The sequence below is a fragment of the Arcicella sp. GW822-FHT02H01 genome (assembly GCF_058802005.1).
Window position 1 is genome coordinate 3,513,887 of sequence record NZ_JBXANT010000001.1, and the last position, 25,734, is coordinate 3,539,620.

Below are 25,734 nucleotides of genomic sequence, written 5' to 3' on the forward strand. Positions count from 1 at the left end.
GTTTTTGTGTGAATTTGAAGTGATTTTTAGATTTTGGTTACTTGATTAATATGCTTTTTGTATTAAAGAAAAACTTGTCTTCCTAAAAAAGTACTAATGTCTAATTATACGAAAGTATATTTTGTTTAAACATCTTTGAAGATACAGAATATTTTGTCTCAAAACAAAAAAAGACCTGCAAGTAATAAAACTAGCAGGCCTTTTGAATTAAAATTTAAGCTTTTGTCGCAGGTTCTACTTTCTTTTTACCTGTACCTAAATCGATAACGATTGGGGCAGCTACGAAGATTGAAGAATAAGCACCAAACACAACACCGATGAACATTGCAAAAGAGAAACCTCTTAAAATATCTCCACCGAATATTAATAATACCGTCACTACCAAGAATACTGTAGTAGCTGTCATTACTGTACGGCTCATTGTATGGTTGATAGACTGGTTGATTGTCTTAATCATCAATTCTTTATTGCTAAGGTCTGCATCAACGCCGATTTCTTCACGGATACGGTCAAATACTACCACGGTATCGTTAATAGAGTAACCGATTACCGTCAAAATAGCAGCGATAAAGATTTGGTCAACTTCTAATTCAAAACCGAATAAACGAACAATACCAACCATACCTAATACCACTAGTGAATCGTGTAAAAGAGCGATGATACCACCCAATGAATACTGCCATTTACGGAAACGCAATAGAATGTAAATAAAGATACCTACTAAAGCATAGAAAATAGAAATGAATGATTGTCTTAAAATATCATCAGCAATTGTTGCACCTACTTTAGATTCTGAAAGAATAGTTGGTTTAGCATCAGCAAATTTCGTTAAGCCTTTCTCTAAAGCTTTACGTACTTTTTGGTTAGCCTGAATCGATTCATCTTCAACCAAGTAAGCAGTAGTGATTTTTAATTTAGTATCGCCGTTGAAAGTTTTTACTTCTACGCCTTTACCTTCAAAACTATCCGCTAAGCCATCTTTAATTGTTCCTGCTTCTACAGGTTTAGATAATTCTACTACGTAAGAACGACCACCCTTAAAGTCAACACCTAAGTTAAAACCACCTTGGATAGTCAGTACAATAGCACCCAATGCAATTAAACCCCACGAGAACCAGTAAGAATATTTACGTTTTCCGATAAAGTCAAAATTCATTCCTTTGAAAAGGTCTCTTGAAATGAATGTTTCAAAAGTAACGTCTTTTTCTTTACCAGCTTTGATAGCACGTTTTGCCATCCATTCTACTAATACATGAGAAACAAAAACAGCAGTAAATACTGAAGTAATCAAACCGATACATAGAGTAACTCCAAATCCTTTTACAGAACCTGACCCGAAGATAATTAAAATAACCCCAACGATAATGGTGGTTACGTTACCATCAATAATTGCTGAAAGTGCTTTTTCATAACCCACTCTAATAGCATCTAGTAAACCTTTTCCTTGGTGTAATTCTTCACGGATACGTTCATTAATCAATACGTTGGCATCTACGGCCATCCCTAATGTTAATACAACACCCGCAATACCTGGCAATGTTAATGCCGCTTGAATTTGCACTAATACACCTGCAATAAAAAATACGTTAAAGAAAAGTGCAGCATTGGCCATCCAGCCTGGGCTTCCATAGTAGCCAATCATAAAGATAACTACTAATAGTAAACCTAATGCCATCGAGAAGTACCCTTGATTGATAGCTTCAGCACCTAATGAAGGACCGATAAAAGCGTCTTCAACAATACGAGTAGGCGCTGATAACTTACCTGATTTAATTACGTTGGCTAAATCTTTCGCTTGTTCAACTGTGAATGAACCAGAAATAGAAGAACGACCACCAGCAATTTCACCATTGATGTTTGGAGCAGAATAAACATAGTTGTCTAGTACAATAGCAATTCTTTTTCCAACATTAGCAGCCGTTAAGTTTTTCCAGATTCTAGCACCAGTACCATTCATACTCATGGTTACTTCTGGGCGACCATTTTGGTCAAAATCCTGTGATGCATCAGTAATTACTTCTCCGTCTAAAGGTGCTTTTTGTCCTTCAGCTTTTCTCAAGAACTCAAAAGGAATAATTTCATCACCATTTGTAGCAGGAATTCCAATAGCATTCCAAGCAAATTGAAGACCAGAAGGGAACATGATTTTTACTTCTGGGCGACTGAATAATTCGTTTACACGAGCAGTATCTTTACGGAAAACACCCCATGATCGTCCTTGATTATCCAAAGGCAAGAACAATTTAGTAAGTGCCGAACCAGCAGTAGTATCTTTCACAGCAGAATCTTTCTTCGCTACTTTCGCTGCACCAGATAACTGGCTAGCTAAACCGCCTGCTTTAGTAGTATCTGTCGCTGTAGTTTTAGTAGTTGTAGCCGCTTTTTTAGCTTTTTCTTCTGCTGTCAAATATTCACCTAAACTATTTAAGCCAGGACCCCATTCTGAAATCTCAGCTACTTCGATAAATTCTAATTTTGAAGCAGCAGATAATAATTTTCTAGCACGTTCTGGATTATCAACACCTGGTAATTCAACTTGGATACGGTTGGTACCTGGCAAACGTTGAATGTTTGGGTTGGCAACTCCTAATTTATCAATACGCGTTTGAATCGTTTTATAAACACGGTCAACAGCACCATCAATTTCGTTGTTAATTACTTTCTTTACTTGTGAATCAGAAGAATTAGAATTTAATTTTTCACGGTTGATTGAATTAGCAAAAATTGTTGCCAATCTTTGATTGGGAGCAATTTTAGCAAAAGCTTCATAAAACAATTCATTGAATGTTTTTGTTGAAGTTGCTTGTGCAGCAGTTGCTTGGTCAAGTGCTTTGATGAAATTAGGATCATTGCTTTTGCCTGATAGTGCACGAAGAATTTCTACAGGAGAAACCTCTAACACAGCATGAAGTCCACCTTCTAAGTCCAAACCTTTATGCAATGCATAAGTGGTTACTTCTTGTAATGTAAAACCTAAATAGATAGGTTGTTTCCACAAAGAATCAATATAGTGGGTTTTCTTGGCAGGATCTAATTCACCAGATTTTGAAGTGGCATAAGCAAGAGCATCTTCACGAACTGAACTTGCTTTCCATGTGAATGAAAGAAAAAATAGACATAAGGCTGAAATAATTCCAGTCAGCCAAATGATGGCACTTTTATAACGCATTTTTGTAGGGAAAAAGTAATTGTGAGTAAATAAACGGATGATTAGGGTTGCAACATTTTAGCCAGACATGGCAAAACGTCTTTGTTTTGATAGATTATCTATCAAAAATATGTATTAGAAAAATTATGGGGCGTTGGTAACGATAAAATGTTCGAAGAGGACTTCGAGATGAGGTAGGCGAAATGCTAAATTTTGAACTGCCTGAATAGGGCGTTGTGCTGATAAAAAAGCAAATTCGTAGGGACTAAAAATAAACTCTTGTGCAAAATCAATGTTGACAGGTACAGAAACCTGCATGACCGAAAGCTCTGAAATAGAACATTGCTTAGGCGTGTTATTATCCTGAGTTTGTTCTGTTTTGACTTTAGATACCGCTATTTGGCTTCTTTGTGAAGCATTTATTGTTTTACCAAAAACGGTAAATACAATAACTAGCGACATAAAAAAGACGCTTACCAAACGAGCTATGTGAGAATGTTTTTGCATTTTGAATTACAAAACTATCACTTTTTGTTTGGTATTTCCAAATTCTGACTTAAAATAATTGTTCTGCCTGTTTGAAAATATTTCTTACTTTTGAGCCATCATTCATAAAATGCTTAGAAATGTTTAATTATTTAGAACCAATATATATCAAGAAATTCATTCAAACAGCCCTAGCTGAGGATATTGGTGATGGTGACCATACGTCATTATCAACCATCCCGAGTACCGCTACTGGACGAGCAAGATTGCTAGTGAAAGAAGACGGAGTTTTAGCAGGGGTAGATTTGGCAACAATGATTTTTGAAGAAGTTGATAAAACACTTGAAGTCCAGATATTATTGGAAGATGGTGTAGCGATTAAAAAAGGAGAAGTTGTTTTAACCGTTGCAGGGTCTTCGCAATCTATTCTTAAAGCAGAGCGTCTGGTACTCAATTGTATGCAACGGATGTCGGGTATTGCTACTTATACAGACGCTATGGTGAAGTTGTTAGAAGGAACAAATACAAAATTATTAGATACCCGTAAGACAACACCCAATTTTCGACTTTGCGAAAAGTGGGCTTGCAAGATAGGCGGAGCAGAAAACCATCGTTATGCCTTGTTCGACATGATTTTGATTAAAGATAATCACGTTGATTATGCGGGAGGTATTAAAAATGCTATCAACCAAGCGAATGAATACCTGAAAGAGACGGGGCGTGATTTAAGAATAGAAATTGAAGTAAGAAACTTAACAGAGCTTCAGGAGGTTTTAGTAATAGGCAATATTCATAGAATTATGCTAGACAATTTTTCTTTTGAAGATTTGCGTGAAGCAGTTCGATTGATTGATGGAAAGTATGCTACTGAGGCATCTGGAGGAATTAATGAAAAAACAGTGAGACAATATGCTGAATGCGGGGTAGATTATATTTCTTGCGGAGCTTTAACACATCATGTAAATAGTTTAGATTTGAGTCTAAAAGCATATTAGCATCATTAGTGAATAGTGATTGATGAATAGGAGAGGAATTTGTCCCTATTCAATAAAAGATGTCTTTTCTTACGGTATAAAATTTTAACAATGAATTTATTAGATGAATCACAAAGAGTAGGCTATGTGAGTCGCTCGGTGCCCTTTAAAGGAGATGATTTAAAGGAACAAATTTTAAAACTGAAAAAGGAAAAAAATGCGGTAATCTTAGCACACTATTATGTAGATGCTGAGATTCAGGAAATCGCAGACTTTTTAGGAGATAGTTTGGGATTAGCACAGGCGGCAGAAAAAACGGATGCAGACATGATTGTTTTCTGTGGGGTACATTTTATGGGCGAAACAGCTAAAATTTTAAACCCTAATAAAAAGGTTGTTTTACCAGATTTAAATGCGGGTTGTTCTTTGGCAGATGCTGCTCCTAAAGAAGAATTTGCTGCCTTTAAAGCAAAGTATCCTGAGGCAGTAGTGGTAAGTTATATCAATTGCACGGCCGATATTAAAGCCATGACTGATATTATCTGTACTTCATCCAACGCAGTAAAAGTAGTAGAATCGATTCCTGCTGATAAGCAAATTATTTTTGCACCTGATGCTAATTTAGGTCGATATGTAGCCAAGAAAACAGGACGAGAGTTGATTTTGTGGGAAGGTGCTTGTATCGTTCATATTGATATTTCTTTAGAGAAATTAAAGAAAGTCAAAGAAGAAAACCCTAATGCATTATTGATTGCTCACCCAGAATGTAAGGAGGTGATTTTATCTCAAGCTGATTTTGTAGGTTCTACCACAGCATTGTTGAGCTTTGTGCAAACATCAGACTGTCAGGAGTTTATTGTGGCGACGGAAGCAGGTATTTTACATAAAATGAAAATGTCCGTACCGCATAAAAAGCTTATTCCTGCACCAGCGAACGAGAAAAATTCTTGTGCTTGTTCAGAATGCCCGTATATGAAAATGAATACAATGGAGAAATTATACAACGCCATGTTCTATGAATTACCAGAAATTCAAGTATCAGAAGAAGTAAGGATTCCAGCATTGAAAGCTCTAAAGGCAATGTTGGAAATTAGTAAATAAATAGTTTATTGAAAATATAAAAGCCCTCGAAATCAAATATGGTTTCGAGGGCTTTTATATTTTACAATCTATCAATCGTTAGGTTTTTCTACTATTACTCAACCATGCGATTTTGTACTTTAAGGCTTATTTTCTTATTTAATAATTATCCTTCTTTTTCAAATAAATTTGAAATTGCTCTTCTGTTAATATCGCTTTCAATTCTTTGTCTCTATCTTCTTTTATGCTTACGGCTTTTGCTCTAATTTTTGAACGAATTTCTTCCGATACAGGAGGCACCAGCTTTTTTACCTCTTCCGAAAAATCCATTCTTTTAAAAGCATAGTTAATATTAGCATTCTCTACTTTGGGTAGTTGCTCTTCTGTTAATTTAAGCTTTTTGGTCATCCAACGGGTTTCTTCAGTAGCAATTTTTTCAGGATCCATGCTTTCAGGTTTCCTTTGCATACCTTCGCCTGCTTGTGGAAGCCTGCCACCACCTAAGCCACCTCTTCCGTATCCTCCTTGTCCATATCCTTGACCGTATTGGGCTTTGCTTTCATTGATATGTAAAAAAATAAAGACAGATAAAGCAATTAAAAATGATAAATAATTATTTGATTTCATTGGAATCTCGACTGTTTTAGTGATTTTTTGATGTTACTTCAAAGAACAGACGGTTAAATTAATAATTTTCTGGAATTGTTTTAAGTTATTTTATATGAAGTTTACAAAAAAGCCCTTAATCTGTTAAGATTGAGGGCTTCTACTACACTGAAACTATTAAGACCCGCAGGCTTCGCATCCATCAGGATCGTCAATTGAGCATTGCATCGCCGACCAGTTTTGTTCGACTACGGTGTCTAAACCTCCTACAACGAGAGAGGCAGCTGATGATTTTGCTTGTGCGGCTTGTGCGGCATAAGCTTCATAACTCATCTCGTGCTCTTGCACAACATTTGCTTGCTCAATGGCCACTTCGGCTTGTTTTTCGACTGTAAACTTGATAGCATCGGCAGCAGCTTTTGTTCTAAGATAATACATCCCAGTTTTCAAGCCTTTTTCCCATGCGTAGAAGTGCATCGAAGTAAGTTTACCAAAGTTCGGGTCTTGAATATGTATATTTAATGATTGCGACTGGCAGATATAAGCACCTCTGTCGGCAGCCATTTCAATAATTACCTTTTGTTTAATTTCCCAAACTGTTTTGTACAAATCTTTCATATCCTGAGGAATCTCAGCAATGTTTTGTACTGAACCGTTAGCAGAAATCAATTTGTTTTTCATCGAATCGTTCCATAGGTTCAATTTCACCAAGTCACGAAGAAGGTGTTTGTTCACTACCGCAAATTCGCCTGAAAGTACTCTACGTGCATAAATGTTTGAAGTATAAGGCTCAAAACATTCGTTGTTACCCAAGATTTGTGAGGTCGAAGCAGTTGGCATTGGTGCTACTAACAATGAGTTTCTTACACCATGTTCTTTTACTTTCGCTCTTAATTCTTCCCAGTTCCAACGTCCTGACTCTGGTGTTACTCCCCACATATCAAATTGGAAAATACCTTGTGAGATAGGTGAACCAGCCCAAGTTTCATAAGGACCTTCTTTGATGGCTAGCTCCATAGATGCTTCCATGGCAGCATAATACATCGTTTCAAAGATGTCTTTATTTAATTGTTTTGCTCCTTCTGATTCAAAAGGCATTCTTAACAAAATAAATACATCTGCTAATCCTTGTACTCCTAAACCGATTGGGCGGTGACGCATATTTGAACGTCTTGCTTCCTCAACAGGATAATAGTTACGGTCGATGATTTTGTTTAAGTTTTTAGCTGCAACCTTCGTTACTTTATACAAAGCCTCGTGGTCAAACTCTTGGAAACCTCTTGCATTGGTTTTTAAGAATTTTGGTAAAGCTAGAGACGCCAAATTACAAACAGCAACTTCATCTTTAGAAGTATACTCCATGATTTCAGTACATAAGTTTGAAGACTTAATCGTACCTAAATTCTTTTGGTTTGATTTGCGGTTTGCATGGTCTTTAAATAACATATAAGGCGTACCTGTTTCTGTTTGAGATTCTAGAATCTCGAACCATAAATCCTGTGCCTTAATTACTTTGCGAGCTTTACCCGCTAATTCATAACTAGTATAAAGTTTTTCAAATTCTTCACCATAAGTATCTGCCAATCCTGGGCATTCGTGTGGACATAATAACGACCAAGTGTCATTGTCTTTTACACGTTTCATGAATAAATCAGGAATCCACAATGCATAGAATAAATCTCTTGCACGCATTTCTTCTTTACCATGATTTTTCTTTAATTCTAAGAAATCAAAAATGTCAGCATGCCAAGGTTCTAAGTAAACAGCAAAAGAACCTTTTCTTTTTCCACCGCCTTGGTCAACGTAGCGAGCAGTATCATTGAATACTTTCAACATCGGTACAATACCGTTTGAAGTACCGTTTGTTCCTTTGATATATGACCCAGTAGCACGGACATTGTGGATAGACAAGCCAATACCACCAGCAGACTGAGAAATTTTTGCACATTGTTTTAATGTATCATAAATTCCTTCGATAGAATCGTCTTGCATCGTTAATAAGAAACAAGATGACATCTGTGGTTTTTGTGTACCTGCGTTGAAAAGCGTAGGAGTAGCGTGCGTAAACCAACGTTCTGAGAGCAAATTGTAGGTTTCAATAGCACTTTCAACATCAGCCCCATGAATACCAATGGCTACACGCATCAACATGTGTTGCGGACGTTCAGCAATCTTACCTTCCATTTTCAGAAGATAGGACTTTTCTAACGTTTTGAAACCAAAGTAATCATAACCAAAGTCTCTGTCATAAATAATAGCAGCATCTAATTCTCCTGCATTTTTCTTAATGACATCATATACTTCTTTGGATAATAACGCTGCGTTTTCCCCAGTTTTTGGGTCTGTATAATTATAAAGACGCTTCATTGTTGCTGAAAACGACTTCAGAGTCTCTTTATGCAAATTAGAGACAGCAATTCTAGCTGCGAGCACTGCATAGTCGGGGTGCTTGGTTGTCATCGAAGCTGCCGTTTCTGCTGCTAAATTGTCTAATTCGCTCGTGGTTACTCCATCATAGAGCCCCGTAATAACTTTTTTAGCTACTTCGAGAGGCTGCACAAAGAATGGATCGAGACTATAGCAAAGTTTTTCGATTCGGGCTGTAATCTTGTCAAACTTTACAGACTCACGTCTGCCATCTCTTTTTATAACGTACATAATAACTCGGGTTTTTGTTGTGTTTGATTCAGAAAAATAAGAAAACAGGTTTAAATATAATCATTTTAAGAAATCAAATAATCATACCATGACTATATCATTCATACCAATTTGGTGGTGTTCAGATGAACACGAACCGTTTGTTTTTCATTCCGCAATCTCCATTATTTTTTATTCAAATCATTATTTTTTCTTTGAAAGGGAAAAATGATTTAAAATGATTGAATCTAAAATTTTGAGAATTTATATAATAGCTATCGCAAAGAAATCAAAATCTGATTCGATAGGCTAAATCTTTAAATAACTGCAAAGGCTTTTTGCTGGATGGTTTCGGTATGCACTTCAAAGATAACAATTTCTTAATCTATTCGCAATGAATAAATCGCTATTAAGAATCTAAAAAAAATACAAACTATGTGTTATGTACAATAGGAGTTTTGGTCTGATGGCATTCTACGAAGTGTTCAACTTGGAATAATCATACAGAAAAAAATCAGAAAAAATTTAGATTACTTTTTCTCAAAAACTTAAATCAAATTACCTTAAAAAAGTTTTTGAAACCACCAAAAAAAATGTAATTTTGCACCCTCAAATAGAAAAGTGCCTTTGTCGATTGTTATCAGTAATTCGTTTAATTTATCTTAAACACGTTGAATACTGTATCTCCCAATTTAACAACAGACTAATTATATACAAATACAGAGACGGCGGGGAATCGTCTCAAAATCAAAATATTACCATGAAACAAGGAATTCATCCAGATTACAGACCAGTGGTTTTCCATGATTTGTCTGCTGATTACAAGTTTTTAACGCAGTCATGTGTTAAAACTACTGAAACTACTGAATTTGAAGGAGAAACTTATCCAGTATTCAAAATCGAAGTTTCTTCTCAATCACACCCATTCTATACAGGTAAAAACGTATTGTTGGATACTGCGGGTCGTGTTGATAAATTCTACAAACGTTTCGGTGGAAAGAAATAATTCTTCCGCACAACAGGAGTCGAAATTAACAAAAAGCCTTTTAGAGAAATCTGAAAGGCTTTTTTGTTGTAAAATATCGGCAATATATCACGTATCTTTGTAGGTATAAACCTGTTGATGATAAACAGATAATATTTGAGTTATTAAGTGGCTGTTATTCATCCACTAATTTTGTATCATTACAACATATCATAAAATAATCTTGCCCTGCGGATGGGACCGTCCGTGCTAAGCTTTATGAATTTTATTCTTTTTGATGAAATACAGATTCGTCAGTCTTTGTTACCTCTCACTTTTACGCGCCCTGTTAGTGAAATCCGTATAGGTATACAAACCATCAGTCAGAAATGGCAGGACTTCCTAGGGAGCGATGTGTCATTTTATACACAAGATTATTTACAAGCCAAATACCCCCTCGTGTTGGCTGATGATAATATATTTATCAATGGTGCTGTTTGCCCTACAGCGCTATTAACAGAAGCTATTCTAGGATTAGCACCAGCAACGGCTTTAGTACAAGAAGGGCTTATTCTTGCTTATAGAAGCAAAACGATAGCCGATGTATTTGAAGATACCGTCGCTTTTGAAGAGGAACTCAGAATCGTTCGTCAAGCAATTGATATTTATACACACAATGGTGAACAGATTATTAGCGACTTCCAAAGAATCACTAAAAACAGGACATCACAGCCTATTAATGATAGATTTACGGCTTTTTACAATGAAGAACAGATTTTTATTGAAGAAGGAGTAGAGCTAAAAGCAGTCGTATTGGATGCTAGCAATGGCCCCATCTATTTAGGAAAAGGAGTAAACATCCAAGCAGGTGCTTTGATTCAAGGGCCTTTTGCTATCTGCGAGAACTCAGTAATCAATATGGGCGCTAAGATGAGGAGAAATACTACGATTGGTCCGTTCTCTAAAGTGGGCGGAGAAATCAGTAATTCCGTTATCTTTGGCAATTCAAACAAAGGACACGAAGGTTTCATGGGAAATTCCGTGATAGGCGAATGGTGTAATTGGGGGGCAGATACGAATAATTCTAATTTGAAAAATGATTATTCAAAAGTTGAATTGTGGAGTTACGTTACCAATCGATATGAAAATACGGGGTCGCAATTTGTGGGCTTAATCATGGCCGACCATTCTAAATGTGGTATCAATACGATGTTTAATACGGGTACGGTAGTAGGCGTAAATTGTAATATTTTTGGTGCTGATTTTCAACCAAAACATATTCCTTCGTTTTCGTGGAGTAATGGCAATGGAACGTTTAAAACCTATCACCTTCGTAAGGCAAACCAAGTAGCACGTGCTGTGTTGGAACGCAGAGGGAAAGAGTTTGACGGAGTAGAAGAACAAATTTTAAAAGCAGTTTTTGAGCACACTAGTGTTTAATTTGATGATTTGAAAGTGTGGTAATTTGAAAATGTGGATGGAATAAAAATTAATTATTTTCAAATCATCAAATTTTCAAATCATCAAATGATGAGAGAAATCATTTTCAAATTTTCAAATCATCAAATTTTCAAATCGAAAGTAAATGTTATTTAAAGATATCCCAGGGTTAAGGTCTATTAAAGATACACTGATTCGATCGGTGCAGATGAACCATGTGGCTCATGCCCAATTGTTTCATGGAGCAGTCGGTGGAGCCAATCTGGCTTTAGCATGGGCGTATGCAACTTATATCAATTGCGAGGAAAGAGGAGAGGAGGATGCTTGCGGGCGTTGTGCTTCGTGTGTCAAAATGGCAAAAATGGTGCATCCAGATATTCACCATATTTTCCCAACACCAAGCGCCAAAGAAACCATCTTAGAATTATTGCCTACTTGGCGGAAGTTTTTAATGGAAAGTCCGTATCGTAGCCTAACCGACTGGCTGGAATTTACAGGAACAACGGGCAATAAACAAGGTATTATTCCGATTAAAGAAGCACATAATATCATTGATAAAATCTCGCTGAAAGCTTTTGAGGCTGAATATAAAATATTGATTATCTGGCAACCAGAATTAATGAACATAGAATCGGCGAATTCTTTATTGAAAATTTTAGAAGAACCGCCTATCAAAACCTTGTTTATTCTCGTATGTAATGATGCGAATAAGTTATTAACAACCATACTTTCTAGAACGCAAAGGGTGATGATTCCCGCACTTTCGGATGAAGACACTGTTGAGTATCTGGTTCAGAAAGAAGGCGTCGTTAAAGAAAGAGCCAAGCAGATTGCTTATCTATCAGAAGGGAATATCTCTAAAGCCGTTGCACTGACAGGTCAAGATGGACAAGCACAACATGAGTGGTTTGCCAAATGGATGCGGATGGCTTATAAGCTGGATGCGGCAGCTTTGATAAAATTAGCCGATGAATTTGATACATTGCCCAAAGAAGAACAAAAGGGAATGATGGAATACGGATTGAATATTTTCAGAGATTTGTTACTTTGGAAAAATGGTGCAGAGGTTTTGGTGAGGTTAGAAGGAGAGGAGCTTACTTTCGTTCAGAATTTTTCGAGAGCAGTAAAAATAGAAGCCATCGAACAGATTGTACAGGAATTCAGTCAAGTATATTATTATTTAGAACGAAACGCAAGGGCGAAGATTTTACATTTAGATTTATCATTAACCGTCGGTAGATTGTTTAAAAGTTAATAAAAACATTCATCATAAAAGCTTACAGCTTACAGCTCAAAGCTAATAAGTCAACCATGAGTACAATAAAATTAGGAACGAGAGGGTCAAAACTAGCCCTTTGGCAAGCATACTTCATCAAAGAAACATTAGAAAAAGGCGGCTTATCTGTTGAAATCGTCATTATTAATACCAAAGGAGACCAAATTTTAGACCGCTCGTTGTCAAAAATCGGCTCAAAAGGTGTATTTACAGAAGAATTAGAAGAGAAACTTCGTTCTGGAGAAATTGATATAGCACAGCATTCTGCCAAAGACTTACAGTCGGAACTGGCGGAAGATTTAGCATTAATTGCTTTTACCGAGCGTGAAAAAGTAAATGATGTTTTGGTAAGTTTTAATAAAAATCTTTCTTTAGAAAGTGGAGAACCTTTTGTAGTGGGAACTTCTTCTACACGTAGAGTGGCAATGTTGAAACACTTTTACCCACATATCCACACTGTAGATATGCGTGGTAATTTACAAACACGTTTAGCTAAACTAGAAAGTGGCGTTTGTGATGCTTTATTATTGGCTTATGCAGGCGTACATCGCATGGGTTATGAAGAACATATCGCAGAATTAATTTCGCTTGATACCTTTACGCCTGCTGTGGGGCAAGGCTCTGTTGCCATAGAATGTGCAGCGAGTTTGGATGCTGAAAAGAAAGCCAAAATCAGAACATTGTGTAACCATCCTGAAACAGAGCAACAACTATTAGCAGAACGTGCTTATCTGAGACGTTTGCAAGGAGGTTGTAGTATTCCTGTTTTTGGACTAGCTCAGCCTACTGAAAATAATGAATTGGCTATGACGGGAGGAATCATCAGTTTAGATGGGAAGGAAATCTTAAAAGAAACTATTACAGGAACAGATGCTGTTGCCGTGGGCGAAGCTCTAGCTGAAAAGATTTTAAGTTTGGGTGGAGACAGAATTTTGAAAGATATTCGTGCGGGGTTGAATAATTAGTGAGTTAGTGAATTGTGATTTAGTGATTACAGTAATATAACATCTTTTACTTATGTCTGCTGAAAAGATATTCAAAAAACTTCGTTTAGATAGCGATAAAGCATTGTTGATTGTGAATGCTCCGTCAGAGTATCTAGCTTTATTAGAAGGTTCTAGCTTTGATACTGAACCCAAAGGAGAGGGGCTTTATGATTTTGTACAAGTATTTGCCATTCAACAAGCTGAATTAGAGACTTTGATAAAATCTGTGGGTAAGGCTGGTAAATTCGACTGTGTATTTTGGGCTTGTTATCCTAAAGGTACAGGAAAAATAAAAAGTGACATCAAACGTGAAACTGTTTGGACAGCGTTTGATTTAATTGAACTTCAAGCAGTATCGCAAGTAGCCATTGACGAAACTTGGTCAGCCTTGCGTGGCAGACCTGTAACAATGGTAGGAAAGTAATTGATTTGAAGATTTGAAAATGTGAGAATTTGAAAATTAAATATTTATCAAAAACATTTTCAAATCTTCAAATTCCCACATTTTCAAATTAAAAGAATTATTTCAAGGCTTTATTAATCGCCTCATTCGCTAATTTCTCCATGATTTTATAGCAACTGATGGTTGGATGTACGCCATCTTCAGCCATTTCTTTACTCAACCCATTTCTTTCATCTTTCAGAGGAGTAAAATAGTCAAGATAAACCAAATTGTTTTGTTTGGCTAATTGTTTAATCCCTTCATTTAATGCTATTACTTTAGCTGGAACGTCTTGAATTTCTTTTCTCCAAGGAAACGCAAACGCAGGTATTACCGAAGCCAAGATTACTTTGATATGATTGGCTTTAGCAATTTCTATCATAGATTGATAGTTTGACAACGTATAGTCTTGCATATAGTCACCAGTATTTTCTGCAATATCATTGATGCCAATATTAATGATAACCACTTTTGGTTTCAAAGCCACTACATCCTGACGAAAACGAAGTAATGTTTGCGGAGAAGTTTGTCCACTGATACCTCTTCCTATATAATTATTGGTATTGAAAAAATCTGGGTCAGCCGATACCCATCCTTCGGTGATAGAATCTCCTGTAAATACTACCCTTGTTTTGCCCTGTTTCGGCTCGCCAATTTCGGCATTGGCTTTTTTGTATTTTACCAAATTAGCCCAATCTCTTTTTTCTCTTTCAGCATTTTGTTTTGAAAACGTTTCTAATTGCTCTTCACTAAATTGCTGTTCCCATTTGTTTGGGTAACGTTTTTTAAGATAACCTTGTAATTTCAACCAATCTCCAAAACGCTCATACCAAGTATCCGTCGGTATTTTTTGTTTATTCATGCCAAAGCCATGACCGCCCCTTTCGTAAATATGTATTTCTACGGGTTGTCCAGCGGCTTTCCAATCTAAATACAATTGTGCATTAGCAGGAGCAAAACCCAACTGGTCGTCGGAAGCGAGTGCGATAAAGATAGGTGTTTTTGCTTTAGGAACATTTTTGATATCGTCGAGTGCTTTGGTATAGGGGTAAATCGGTGCAATGAAATTTGGTTTACTCTCTTCAGTAGCTTGATAAATTGCTCCTAATGTTAACGTTCCACCTGCCGAAAAGCCCATCATGCCTATTTTAGTAGGGTCGATGTCATATTTTTCAGCATTTTTTCTAATGTATTTAATGGCTGTAGAAGCATCTTGAATGGCTAATGGAATAATGGGAGCGTTTTCTTCATCCAAGGTTTTGAAATTACCCATTTTACCCATTAATTCTTTTACAGGGTCGTTTGTGAAACTTCTGGCAACCCTGTATTTCAAGACAAAGGCAGCAATACCTTTTGAGTTTAAATATTTGGCTACCTCAATGCCTTCGTTATCAATCGAAAGCGTATGAAAAGCACCGCCTGGAGCAATTAATATGGCTGTTCCTGTAGCTTTTTCTTTATCGGGTAAATAAGCAGTGATGCTTGGAGATGCTACATTATAGATAACTCTGGTATTGAATGTATTCGTGGTGTTTTCGGCTTCTGACCATGTCCAGCTTTCTGAGCCTGGGGCTTTGTCTGAATACAATTTGATGACTTCTTGGGCGAATAATGAGGCACTCGTTAACAAGAAGCCACAGAGGGTAAATAAAATTTTCATGGTTTGATTTAACATTTGAGAGGGTTTTGTTGAGCGATATTTTTGATAACCAATGTTAGCCAAAAATTCCTTAATATTCATCATGTCTTATGATTTTTTAATGATGACAAAACCAGCCTTTTTCTTGAAAACTACAATAGGTTTTATCAATAAGATTCTGGCTATCCATTCAAAAAATAGTATATTTAATTTTCATCCATTCATCCAACTAAATACCCATCGTTTGACATGAATTCAAACAGAAAAATACTCTTATACTTTATTGCATCCATTATCACTTTTCAAACTTTCTCTCAGCGTAAAAGAAAAGATTACCTCGTGACTTTTAGCACTCCTTTTGGAGAAATGCACGCTATTTTGCACAATCAAACACCCCAACACAAAAAGAATTTTTTGAAACTGGTAGACGATAAATTCTATGATGGATTACTCTTTCATCGGATTATCAACACATTTATGATTCAGGGAGGCGACCCCAACTCAAAAAAAGCCAAAGAAGGTGAATTATTGGGCAATGGTGATGTAGGCTATAAAGTGCCTGCTGAAATTACGCCTGAATTGTTTCATAAAAAAGGGGTAATAGCCGCCGCTCGTGATAATAATCCCGAAAAGGCCTCCTCGGGCTGTCAGTATTATATCGTTCAAGGACAGGTTTGGAATGACTCAACTTTGGCTAGACAAATGGCTAGGAGTCCGTTGAGAACTTATACTGAGGAACAAAAAAATGTTTATAAAACCATTGGTGGCACGCCTCATTTAGATGGAAATTACACAGTTTTCGGACAAGTAATTGATAATCTTTGGGTGATAGATTCAGTGGCTAATCAGCCAAGAGACAAGAATAATCGTCCTTTGAAAGATATTGCCATGAAAATTACCTGTAAAAAGATGCGGAAAAAGAAGATTACTAAGTTGTATGCATATACGTTTGGAGAGTAATATCATGTTTATTTTACTGGAGAAATTAAAAAGACTCCTATTCTCCATATCTTACTTTTCTTTTCTTGACAAAAGAAAAGTAACAAAAGAAAGTCAAGAAATTCCGAAACTCGCTTCGCTCAAACAGCGGAATTTCGAGAAATGGTTGTCATATGATTTTATTAATTTATTTAAAGAAATTAATAAAAATAAAATTCTTCTTAAGAAAGTAATAGATAAAGAGAAATGTCAAAAAAGAAAATACTCATTACTGGGTCTAATGGACTACTGGGGCAGAAATTGGTTTCATTATTGGCGAATCAAGCGGATATTCATTTGATTGCTACTGCTCGTGGCAACAATCGTTTGTCGTTTACAGATGGCTATGAATATCAGGAAATGGATATTACTAATCCCGAACAAGTAGCGGACATAATTGAAACAATTCAGCCTAATGCTATTATTCATACTGCTGCCATGACGAACGTTGACCAGTGTGAATTTGAAAAAGATTTGTGTTGGGCAATGAATGTAAAGGCTGTCGAGTATTTGGCGGAGGCTTGCGAAAAGCACGACATTTATCTTTGCCATCTTTCTACGGATTTTGTTTTTGATGGAGTAGCTGGGCCATATTCAGAGGAAGCTCAACCTAATCCAGTAAGTTATTATGGTTGGACTAAATACGCCGCCGAAGAAGTGGTAAGACGTTCGACATGCCGTTGGAGTATTGCCAGAACAGTTTTAGTATACGGAATCGTTTCGGATATGAGTCGAAGCAATATTATTTTATGGGTAAAGAAATCGTTGGAAGAAGGCAAAAATATCAAAGTAGTAACCGACCAGTTTCGCACGCCCACTTTGGCAGAAGATTTAGCCAAAGGTTGTTGGTTAATGACTGATAAAGAAGCCGAAGGAATTTTTCATATTTCCGGAAAAGACTTTTTAACGCCCTATGAAATGGCGATTAAAACGGCAGATTTCTTTCACTTAGATAAATCACTCATAAGTACAGCTAACGCTAATAATTTCACACAACCTGCCAAACGCCCACCGAGAACGGGCTTTGTTTTGGATAAAGCTATTTCAGTTTTAGGTTATAATCCCGTAAGTTTTGAAGAAGGGATTTCGATTGTGGCAGAGCAGACGGAAGCTTTATTATAATTGACCTCGTTTACTCATGCCATGACTTTAAGTCATGGCATGAGTTTAGTTCGTCAAACAACAAAAAATCCCTACAAGAAATCAATTCCTGTAGGGATTTTTTAATAACTCAATATGACTAAAGATTCAATTTCTTCAATTCTTTCACCGCAAAATCGGCTGCTCTGGCTGTAAGTGCCATATACGTAAGCGATGGATTTACACATGATGCAGAAGTCATCGCAGCACCGTCCGTCATAAATACGTTTTTCACAGCGTGTACTTGGTTATGGGCATTCAATACCGAAGTTTTAGGGTCGCGTCCCATACGAGCAGTTCCCATTTCGTGAATAGCCATTCCTAAATAAGAACCATTGTCATACGTTTTTACATTTTTCACACCTGATGATTCCAACATTTCCTTCGCGTCGTTTGCCATATCGATACGCATTTTCTTTTCGTTTTCACGTAAGTCAGCATCAAACACAACTACTGGCATTCCCCACTTATCTTTAGTGGTTTTGTCAAGGAACATTCTGTTTTCGTAGTATGGTAATGTTTCACCGAAACCTCCAAAGCCCATCGACCAGTTACCTGGCTGAGTTACTTCGTTTTTGTAGTCAGCACCAAAAGTAAGTTCTGCTACATTGCGTTGCCAGCCTTGGCGACTTGCACCACCTTGGTAACCAAAACCACGTAAGTAGTCACGTTTGTCTGAACCAATGTTACGATAACGAGGTACATAAATACCATTCGCTCTACGTCCATAATAATATTTATCTAAATCGCCTTCCCAAGTACCCGAAGCACCCGTACGGAAGTGGTGATCCATCAAGTTGTGACCTAACTGTCCAGAATCATTACCCATACCCTCAGGGAAACGGTTTGAAACAGAGTTCATCATCAAGGCAGTAGAACCGATAGTACTACCACAAACAAAGATGATTTTAGCAAAATACTCGCGGTCTTGCATTGTTACGGCATCACGCACACGCACGCCCGTCGCTTTTTTCTTGTTTTCGTCGTACACGATTTCTCTTACGATTGAATCAGGACGTAAAGTTAAACGACCCGTTTTAGCGGCTGGAGGTAGCGTACAAGACTGCGTACTGAAATAGGCACCAAACGGACAACCCAAAGAACATTTGTTACGATATTGACAAGAAGAACGACCAATACCTAGTTGTTCTTTAGCTGCTGCTGAAAGGTTAGCTACACGTCCCATCGTAAGGTTACGACCAGGGAAGTTTTTCTCAAGACGTTGCTTCACTTCTTTCTCTACACAGAACATTTCCATTGGTGGAAGGAATTCGCCATCAGGCAATTGAGGCAAACCTAATTTTTCTCCTGAAATACCAGCGTATTTCTCTACATAAGAATACCAAGGAGCAATGTCTTTATAACGAATTGGCCAGTCAACTGCGATACCATCTTTTAAGTTAGCTTCAAAGTCAATATCACTCAAACGGTAAGATTGACGACCCCACATGATTGATTTTCCACCAACGATGTTTGGACGATACCAGTCAAAACGTTTTTCTTCTTTATATAATGAATCTGAATCATTCATCCAGTATTTTTCCGTCATTTCATTGTATGGATAATCACGGGCTAATTTTGGGTGAGATTCTTTTTGTTCTATCGTTAAGCGACCATTGTATTTCATTTCCCAAGGGTCTTTCATGGCGTTTTCGTAGCCAGTAACGTGTTCTAATTGCTTACCTCTTTCAAGCATTAGTACTCTTAAGCCTTTTTCGGTTAATTCTTTAGCAGCCCAACCACCAGAAACACCTGAACCAATTACAATGGCATCATAAGTCATTCCTTTAACTGCATCTATATTCAAATTTGACATCTCTTGATATGAGTTTTAAGCTTTAAGCTTTTAGCGGTCAGCTTTTGTTTTATAAAATAAAATTGGAAAAGAAATCTGTGAAAAGTAGAGCATAAACTTAAAGCTCATAGCTCATTTCTCAAAGCTACTATAATGCCCACGCTTTTTGCCCTGGCTTCAACGGTACACAACCTTGGAATTTCCCTGGAATCGGAAGGTATTCTAATGCTTTAGTAGCACCGATTTCAGACGTAAAGTAGCCAGTTACCGTCAATTCTTTCATTCTTAAGAAGAAAGTCTTGTCGGTTGTAGTACTTAGTTTAACCATTTCATTTTTCTGAGCAGTATCTAATTCCACAAAACCTTTTCCAAATTTAGCTTTGCTATCAGCATCTAATTTTGCCAAACCTGCATAGAATTTTTCTTGATCTTCTTTTTTATAACAATCACGCATGACACGTACAATGAATTTTTCAGCGCCAGCAGCTTTCGCACCAGGAGTATCAGTGGTTGGAATAATAATATCAGCAACCTCCGCAAGCAACGCTTCTTGCTCAAGACTCACGCTTACACTGTTGCCAGTATTGATAATTTGTCCCATTACTCCTGCCATTAAAGGGGCAGAAAGTACACCTCCCATCAGAAGGGCAACTCGTTGGACGGCTTCTCTACGGTTCATATTTTGGTTAAATAATTGATTATTAGATTATTAAAAAACGTTGTACTCAGCAGTTTATACTTTTTAGTAAAGTAAAGAAAAAAACGTTATCAAATTACTCCTAGTATAAGTTTTTATTGAAATAGTTTAATTCTGCCCTGTGTTATTATGGAGTTTATGAGTTTAGGGTTTATGAGTTTAACGTTTATGTCATTAGTATACTCATAAACCTTAAACTCATCATCTCATAAACTTTTGTGGCTCATTATGAATACTAAAACACCCCCTGCCATAATTTGTTGATGCGTAATGAATTTCTGTGTAAAAGGCTTTCCATTCAATGTAGCCGATTGAATATATGGCGCTTTTGCCAAATTACCTTTTGCAATAATCTTAAACTGTTTGCCGTCGGGTAAATTGAGCGTCGTTTCATCAAAAGTTGGGCTACCAATCACATAATTTGGCGTACCAGGACAAACAGGGTAATAGCCCATCATGCTAAAAACTAACCAAGCTGACATTTGTCCGCCATCTTCGTTACCACTCATTCCACCTGCTGAAATATCGTATTCTTCTTTGATAATCTGACGCACTTTTGCCTGTGTTTTCCACGCCTGATTAGCAAAAGGATATAGATACACGATTTGATTGTTGGGTTCATTGCCATGCCAATAATAGCCTTGGTCGAATAGCGTATCTAGCTTTTCTATAAAGCGTTTTTGTCCACCAATATGTTTTATCAAACCGTCTACATCTTGGGGAACATAAAAAGTATATTGGGCTGGCGAGCCTTCAGTAATGAAACTACTACGTTGTGCAAAGGGGTCAAATTTAGCAATCCAACTACCATCAGCATAACGCCCACGAGCGTAGCCAGTTTGTGGGTCTATTACATTTTGGTAGTTTTTAGAACGTTTCATTAAGGTTTCATAATCAGCCTTCTCGCCCAATTTCTGAGCTACTTGTGCTAATACAAAATCGTCATAAGCATATTCTAAAGTACGCGAAACCTGTTCTCTTTTATGGAAAGCTTGCCAAACGGAATCTTCAAGAGGGATAAAATTGTATTTTAAGTAAGATGCCAATGCCCTTCTTCCTTTGCCTTCTTCATAACTTTTTTGGTCTGTATTTACTTCAAAAGCATTTTTACGCATATATTGATAAGCCGTTTTAATATCAAAACCTTTAATACCCTTGATGTAGGCATCACCAATGGCCGCAATGGCGTGGTCGCCAATCATGGCCGCAGTATAATGATTCCAGCACGGAAAAATAGGTAACCAAGTGCCTTGTTCTGCTTTTTTGACTAAAGATTGCATCATATCTGCGGTTACTTTAGGTTCTAATAAAGTATGCAAAGGATGCACCGCTCTGTAAGTATCCCACAGGTTATAATCTTCGTAATAATCAAAACCTTTGGCTTTGTAAATGTTATCATCATCGGCAAAACCAGGATAGGAGCCATCAATATCCGAGAATATTCTGGGTGTAAGTTTGGTATGATATAAGGCAGAATAAAACAGGGTTTTATCGTATTCAGTACCCTTTACTTGGATTTTACCAAGAGCTTTATTCCAAGCTAAATTTGATGCTTGACGTGTTTTTGAAAAATCCCAATGATTGATTTCGCCTTCCAGATTCTTTCGCGCTCCTTCTAAACTAGTAAACGAAGTCCCGATACGCACTTTCACTATTTTATTACCGAATTGTGCATAAGCCCCAACAGCCTGTTTTTGTCCGTTGCCTTGTGCTTGTACAGATTTGGCATTTATATCATTGTTCTTCCAAGTGCCATAATCTGTAAAAGCTTGGTCAAATTGAATGACAAAGTACCCACTAAAACCAGCGGGTTTGCCAAATCCTTGATAAATTCTATGGACGGGATTATAACCAACTATTTCATTTTTTTCAGGATGAATCTCTACAAAACCTTCGCCTTCGTCTGAATTGGGTTCAATCACTATATAATTTTCCTGATGTTGGCTAAAAGTAAATTGCAAAAATCCCGCTCGAGATAGGGCTGTCATTTCGGCTTTGATATTCCCTTTTTTCAGATTTACCTGATAATAATAAGGCTTTACTATTTCAGTTTTTCGGTCGAAATCACTTCCTCTGTCTGTTGTATTCACATTCAGTTTACTAGACATTGGCATGACAGTCACACTACCATAATCTTGCACACAACTACCATTCATCCAGTGGGTTCCTCTAAAACCCTGAATCTTAGTATCGTTATAATAAAAAGGTGGAATACACTTTAACTCAGTAGCTCGGGTTTGGGGCGTCCAAGAGGTCATGCCTTGTGGCACACCGATGGCTGGTACAATTTGTCCTTTCATTTCCGACCCCGCTTCACTGTGTTTTTTAGCACTTTCTGTTGTACTAGGTGCCGAGCCAATCAATGGATTTACATAATCGACGGGTTGTTTTTGGGCTATGCTTGCTAAGGGAAATAACAAAGCGAGAAGAATATTTCTTTTGCTCATTTTATTGAAAATATGTTGCTTCGATTTTTTGGTAATCTTTTTATAAAGTAGTGATGATACGTGATTTACTGACCAGTAGGCTATATGTTGATTTTTCTAGACTTTCAAAAACCATTTCTGGCGATATAAAAAATACAAAAAGCCCAATTGTACTAAAACAATTCCTGTTGCTAATCCCACAGGTTGCCATGTAGTACTAAGTTGTTGAATTAATCCTCCGAACAAATAATTGGCTGTAGACTCAAAGTTAATTAAGCCATGAGCGGCCATGTAAATGGTAATAGAATTCATCCCAATCCAAACAAATGGCGCTATCCAAAATTTGATAGCAAGTACGTCTATCACCAAATAAAAGAAAGCCATAAAAAGTAAACTGAAACCACCTGAACAAAGTACAAATGAGCTTGTCCACATGATTTTATTAATCGGAAAAAATGGATTCCAAAGCCAAGCTAATAGGATACAAACAATGCCACTAGCTGATATTACAAATACCTTTTTTAATTTAGCAATATTGGTTAATAGTAAGAATTGCCCTGTAAAAACGCCTAATAGCGCATTGCAAATTGCAGGTAAGGTTGATAACAGCCCTTCAGGGTCATAAACCTTTCGATGAAGTTTTCCGGGAAGGAAAAGTCGGTCGAGATGAGCTGATAAATTGCCTTCTTTGGTCAAAATACCAGCACCAAAATTGGGGACAGGTACATAGTTCATCAGTAAAAAATAGCCAATAAGAATACCGAAGAAAATAAATATTTGTGTTCGGAAGTCAGTATAAATAAAAATAATTCCTGTGAATAAACATGAAAGTGCGATTCTGCCTAGTACACTGGCAATGCGTGTATTTTCATAGCCTTGCCATTTGAATAAACCATTGACGATTGTACCAAGAATAATCAGGATGACGGCTCTTTTTAACAAGCTTTTTAAAATTTTACTTTTAGGGTATTGATTTGCTAACTGTTTCCCAAGGCTATATGGCATCGAAACCCCAGCAATAAAAATAAAGAGAGGGAATATTAAATCATAAAAAGTAAAGCCGTTCCAATCTGAGTGATGTAATTGGCTAGACATCCAATTGATAAGCATATTGTCAGAGACTTTTGCCCATTCATGAATTAAGCCTTCGCCACTGATTATCCAAAACATATCAAAGCCTCTGAGGGCATCAAGTGATTGTAAACGCGAGGAAGGGCTACTTTTTTGCATAAGGGATGTCTATAAATTTATACAATTTACATTTTCATAATGGCTCTTGAAAACAATAGCTTTGCACCAAAAAAACTCTTTGATACAAAGCTATTGATAAGTAAGCGTAATCAACTAAATCTTAATACCCAGGATTCTGAGTTAATGAGGTGTTTAATTGTAAAGCATTTGTCGGAATTGGGAAAAGGCGTTTTTTAATATCCTTATCAGTTTTTGCTCCCCAAGTATCTTCATATTTACCAAAACGAATCATATCATTACGGTGCCAAGTTTCCCAAGCGAACTCTCTAGCTCTTTCTTCGTAAAGTTGTTGTAAAGTAACAGAAGTCCAAGCTGTTGAAGTAGTACGTTTGCTTCTTACTTCATTTACTAATGAGATAGCCGTTTGCCCGTTCGTAGCAGAACCTCCTCTAGCAATTGCCTCAGCTTTCATTAACAATATATCTGCATATCTGAAAATCGGTACATCGTTGTTTTGATTTCTAGTTGCCGAAGTACTGTCAGCATAAAATTTGTTGTTACGATAACCCATATTCCAAGCTTTCTCATCATTTCCTAAATCAAAAGTGGCAGGTTTTTTAATGATAACATCTGGGGTAATATCTACTTGATAAGTCAAAGCAGCCCCAGCATCTGCACCTTTATAATCTTCGTCATAACCTTGTTTGGTTGTGGATACCATTACAGGTACACCCTTGTAGTCAAATTGCTTACCCGTAATCCATTGCTGATTTCTTACGTCTTTAGGGTCATTGTAATAGGCATAGTATTCAGGTAAAGTACTTGATGCCGAACTTGGTGTAAATGGTAAACTGAATTTAGCACGCAATGATCTTGGTATCGAGTATCGAGCATAAAACATATATCCATTCGGGGCGGAGGCATCATAAGGAATCGCAAAAATAAACTCCTTGATTTGTGGTCCATTGTTGACAAAAAACATTTTACGATAATCGCTTTCAATGGCATATTTTCCTGAACTGATGATGTTATCACAAGCCGTGATAGCATCGTTCCAACGAGCAGTACCTGTGTAAACTTCAGCATTCAAATACATTTTCGCTAATATAGCATAGGCAGTATATTTGTTCGGACGACCATACGTTTCTTGACCAACTACTGTGCTTAGATTCGGAATACTTTCTTGTAATTCTTTTTCAATAAACTTAAATACATCAGCTCTAGCGGTTGTTTTAGCCGTAGTTGTATCACCAAATTTTGTTGAAATGGGAATATTTCCCCACATATCCATCATCATAAAGTAACATAAAGCACGTATAGTCTTTAACTCTGCTAAACTGGTTTGTTTTACAGTAGATTCTGGTGCTTTTGAAATCAAGAAAATATTCTGATTACTTGTACTGATGGTACTTGTCAACCATGCCCAAGCACTTTGTACGTGTGCGTTATCTTGGTTCCAAGTATGTTTGTGATGTTGTTCATAACGTCCGCCATCATACCAGTTTCCTCCACGTGCAGGTAAAATTGCTTCATCTGTACTCAACGACTGTAAAAACCAGTAGTCAGTTGCATAATTTTGACGAAAAGCATTGTACGTTGGGCCTGCAGCTTGGATAAACTGTGTAGGGGTTTGAGGGAAAATCTCTGGCGTTAGTTGTGTTGTTACGGGGACATCAAGGTCATGGCAAGCCATTAATCCACTTATGCTTGCAATGGTTATTATTAATTGAAATATTTTTTTCATCTGTTTCTAGCATTAATAGTTTTGAACAGCACCTAATTTTATAAGAAGAAATTCCCAAAAAATATTATTTATTCAGCTAATTGCT

At 36.9% G+C, this 25,734-nt stretch carries 19 protein-coding genes; 9 read left to right on the forward strand and 10 right to left on the reverse strand.

Annotation, left to right across the window (positions count from 1 at the left end):
• Positions 1 to 214: 214 nt before the first annotated feature.
• Both secDF and AC1RNE_RS14685 read right to left on the reverse strand, forming a co-directional pair.
• A complete protein-coding gene (gene secDF, locus AC1RNE_RS14680; RefSeq protein ID WP_492801798.1) occupies positions 215 to 3,169 on the reverse strand; it encodes a protein translocase subunit SecDF in 2,955 nt (984 codons plus the stop codon).
• A gap of 123 nt (positions 3,170 to 3,292) precedes the next feature.
• Entirely contained in the window at positions 3,293 to 3,655 is a 363-nt protein-coding gene (locus tag AC1RNE_RS14685; RefSeq protein ID WP_492801800.1) for a hypothetical protein, read from the reverse strand.
• A 119-nt stretch (positions 3,656 to 3,774) separates the two neighbouring features.
• Between AC1RNE_RS14685 and nadC the strand changes: the two genes are divergently transcribed.
• On the forward strand, positions 3,775 to 4,629 hold the full coding sequence (gene nadC / locus AC1RNE_RS14690) for a carboxylating nicotinate-nucleotide diphosphorylase (protein ID WP_492801801.1): 855 nt from the start codon (positions 3,775 to 3,777) through the stop codon (positions 4,627 to 4,629).
• 90 nt (positions 4,630 to 4,719) lie between these two features.
• Positions 4,720 to 5,709 carry a quinolinate synthase NadA gene (gene nadA, locus AC1RNE_RS14695; protein WP_492801803.1) on the forward strand — a complete coding sequence of 330 codons (990 nt, stop codon included), beginning with the start codon at positions 4,720 to 4,722 and terminating at the stop codon, positions 5,707 to 5,709.
• A 138-nt stretch (positions 5,710 to 5,847) separates the two neighbouring features.
• Here nadA and AC1RNE_RS14700 read toward each other — a convergent pair whose 3' ends face one another.
• Together AC1RNE_RS14700 and AC1RNE_RS14705 are read right to left on the reverse strand one after the other, a co-directional pair.
• Positions 5,848 to 6,315, reverse strand: a complete 468-nt coding sequence (locus AC1RNE_RS14700; RefSeq protein ID WP_492801804.1) for a DUF4890 domain-containing protein — start codon at positions 6,313 to 6,315, stop codon at positions 5,848 to 5,850.
• 156 nt (positions 6,316 to 6,471) lie between these two features.
• Positions 6,472 to 8,952: a ribonucleoside-diphosphate reductase subunit alpha gene (locus AC1RNE_RS14705; RefSeq protein WP_492801805.1), complete on the reverse strand. Its 2,481-nt coding sequence runs from the start codon at positions 8,950 to 8,952 to the stop codon at positions 6,472 to 6,474.
• Between the two features lie 739 nt (positions 8,953 to 9,691).
• On the opposite strand from AC1RNE_RS14705, the gene AC1RNE_RS14710 reads away from it, so the two are divergent.
• The 5 genes from AC1RNE_RS14710 to AC1RNE_RS14730 all read left to right on the forward strand — a co-directional run bounded on the left by AC1RNE_RS14710 (position 9,692) and on the right by AC1RNE_RS14730 (position 14,021).
• Entirely contained in the window at positions 9,692 to 9,937 is a 246-nt protein-coding gene (locus tag AC1RNE_RS14710; RefSeq protein ID WP_309913032.1) for a type B 50S ribosomal protein L31, read from the forward strand.
• Positions 9,938 to 10,174: 237 nt separating this feature from the next.
• Positions 10,175 to 11,335 carry a GlmU family protein gene (locus tag AC1RNE_RS14715; RefSeq protein ID WP_492801806.1) on the forward strand — a complete coding sequence of 387 codons (1,161 nt, stop codon included), beginning with the start codon at positions 10,175 to 10,177 and terminating at the stop codon, positions 11,333 to 11,335.
• Positions 11,336 to 11,480: 145 nt separating this feature from the next.
• Positions 11,481 to 12,590, forward strand: coding sequence for a DNA polymerase III subunit (locus tag AC1RNE_RS14720; protein WP_492801808.1), 1,110 nt, complete (start codon positions 11,481 to 11,483; stop codon positions 12,588 to 12,590).
• Positions 12,591 to 12,646: 56 nt separating this feature from the next.
• Positions 12,647 to 13,576, forward strand: coding sequence for a hydroxymethylbilane synthase (gene hemC, locus AC1RNE_RS14725; protein WP_492801809.1), 930 nt, complete (start codon positions 12,647 to 12,649; stop codon positions 13,574 to 13,576).
• A gap of 52 nt (positions 13,577 to 13,628) precedes the next feature.
• Positions 13,629 to 14,021 (forward strand): hypothetical protein, encoded by a 393-nt coding sequence (locus AC1RNE_RS14730; protein ID WP_492801811.1) that lies wholly within the window; start codon positions 13,629 to 13,631, stop codon positions 14,019 to 14,021.
• 97 nt (positions 14,022 to 14,118) lie between these two features.
• On the opposite strand, the gene AC1RNE_RS14735 is transcribed toward AC1RNE_RS14730, so the two are convergent.
• Positions 14,119 to 15,699, reverse strand: a complete 1,581-nt coding sequence (locus AC1RNE_RS14735; protein WP_492801812.1) for a GDSL-type esterase/lipase family protein — start codon at positions 15,697 to 15,699, stop codon at positions 14,119 to 14,121.
• 228 nt (positions 15,700 to 15,927) lie between these two features.
• Between AC1RNE_RS14735 and AC1RNE_RS14740 the strand changes: the two genes are divergently transcribed.
• Positions 15,928 to 16,638 (forward strand): peptidylprolyl isomerase, encoded by a 711-nt coding sequence (locus tag AC1RNE_RS14740; RefSeq protein WP_492801814.1) that lies wholly within the window; start codon positions 15,928 to 15,930, stop codon positions 16,636 to 16,638.
• 225 nt (positions 16,639 to 16,863) lie between these two features.
• The gene (locus AC1RNE_RS14745) at positions 16,864 to 17,778 is read left to right on the forward strand and encodes an SDR family oxidoreductase (RefSeq protein WP_492801815.1); all 915 of its coding nucleotides are present in this window, start codon (positions 16,864 to 16,866) and stop codon (positions 17,776 to 17,778) included.
• A 118-nt stretch (positions 17,779 to 17,896) separates the two neighbouring features.
• Here AC1RNE_RS14745 and AC1RNE_RS14750 read toward each other — a convergent pair whose 3' ends face one another.
• The 5 genes from AC1RNE_RS14750 to AC1RNE_RS14770 form a co-directional block, all read right to left on the reverse strand.
• A complete protein-coding gene (locus AC1RNE_RS14750; RefSeq protein ID WP_492801817.1) occupies positions 17,897 to 19,612 on the reverse strand; it encodes a GMC oxidoreductase in 1,716 nt (571 codons plus the stop codon).
• A 127-nt stretch (positions 19,613 to 19,739) separates the two neighbouring features.
• Positions 19,740 to 20,270 (reverse strand): gluconate 2-dehydrogenase subunit 3 family protein, encoded by a 531-nt coding sequence (locus AC1RNE_RS14755; RefSeq protein ID WP_492801819.1) that lies wholly within the window; start codon positions 20,268 to 20,270, stop codon positions 19,740 to 19,742.
• Between the two features lie 224 nt (positions 20,271 to 20,494).
• Positions 20,495 to 22,735, reverse strand: a complete 2,241-nt coding sequence (locus tag AC1RNE_RS14760; protein WP_492801820.1) for a GH92 family glycosyl hydrolase — start codon at positions 22,733 to 22,735, stop codon at positions 20,495 to 20,497.
• A 96-nt stretch (positions 22,736 to 22,831) separates the two neighbouring features.
• The gene (locus AC1RNE_RS14765; RefSeq protein WP_492801822.1) at positions 22,832 to 23,944 is read right to left on the reverse strand and encodes an acyltransferase family protein; all 1,113 of its coding nucleotides are present in this window, start codon (positions 23,942 to 23,944) and stop codon (positions 22,832 to 22,834) included.
• Between the two features lie 121 nt (positions 23,945 to 24,065).
• Positions 24,066 to 25,649: a RagB/SusD family nutrient uptake outer membrane protein gene (locus AC1RNE_RS14770; RefSeq protein ID WP_492801824.1), complete on the reverse strand. Its 1,584-nt coding sequence runs from the start codon at positions 25,647 to 25,649 to the stop codon at positions 24,066 to 24,068.
• Positions 25,650 to 25,734: the final 85 nt, after the last annotated feature.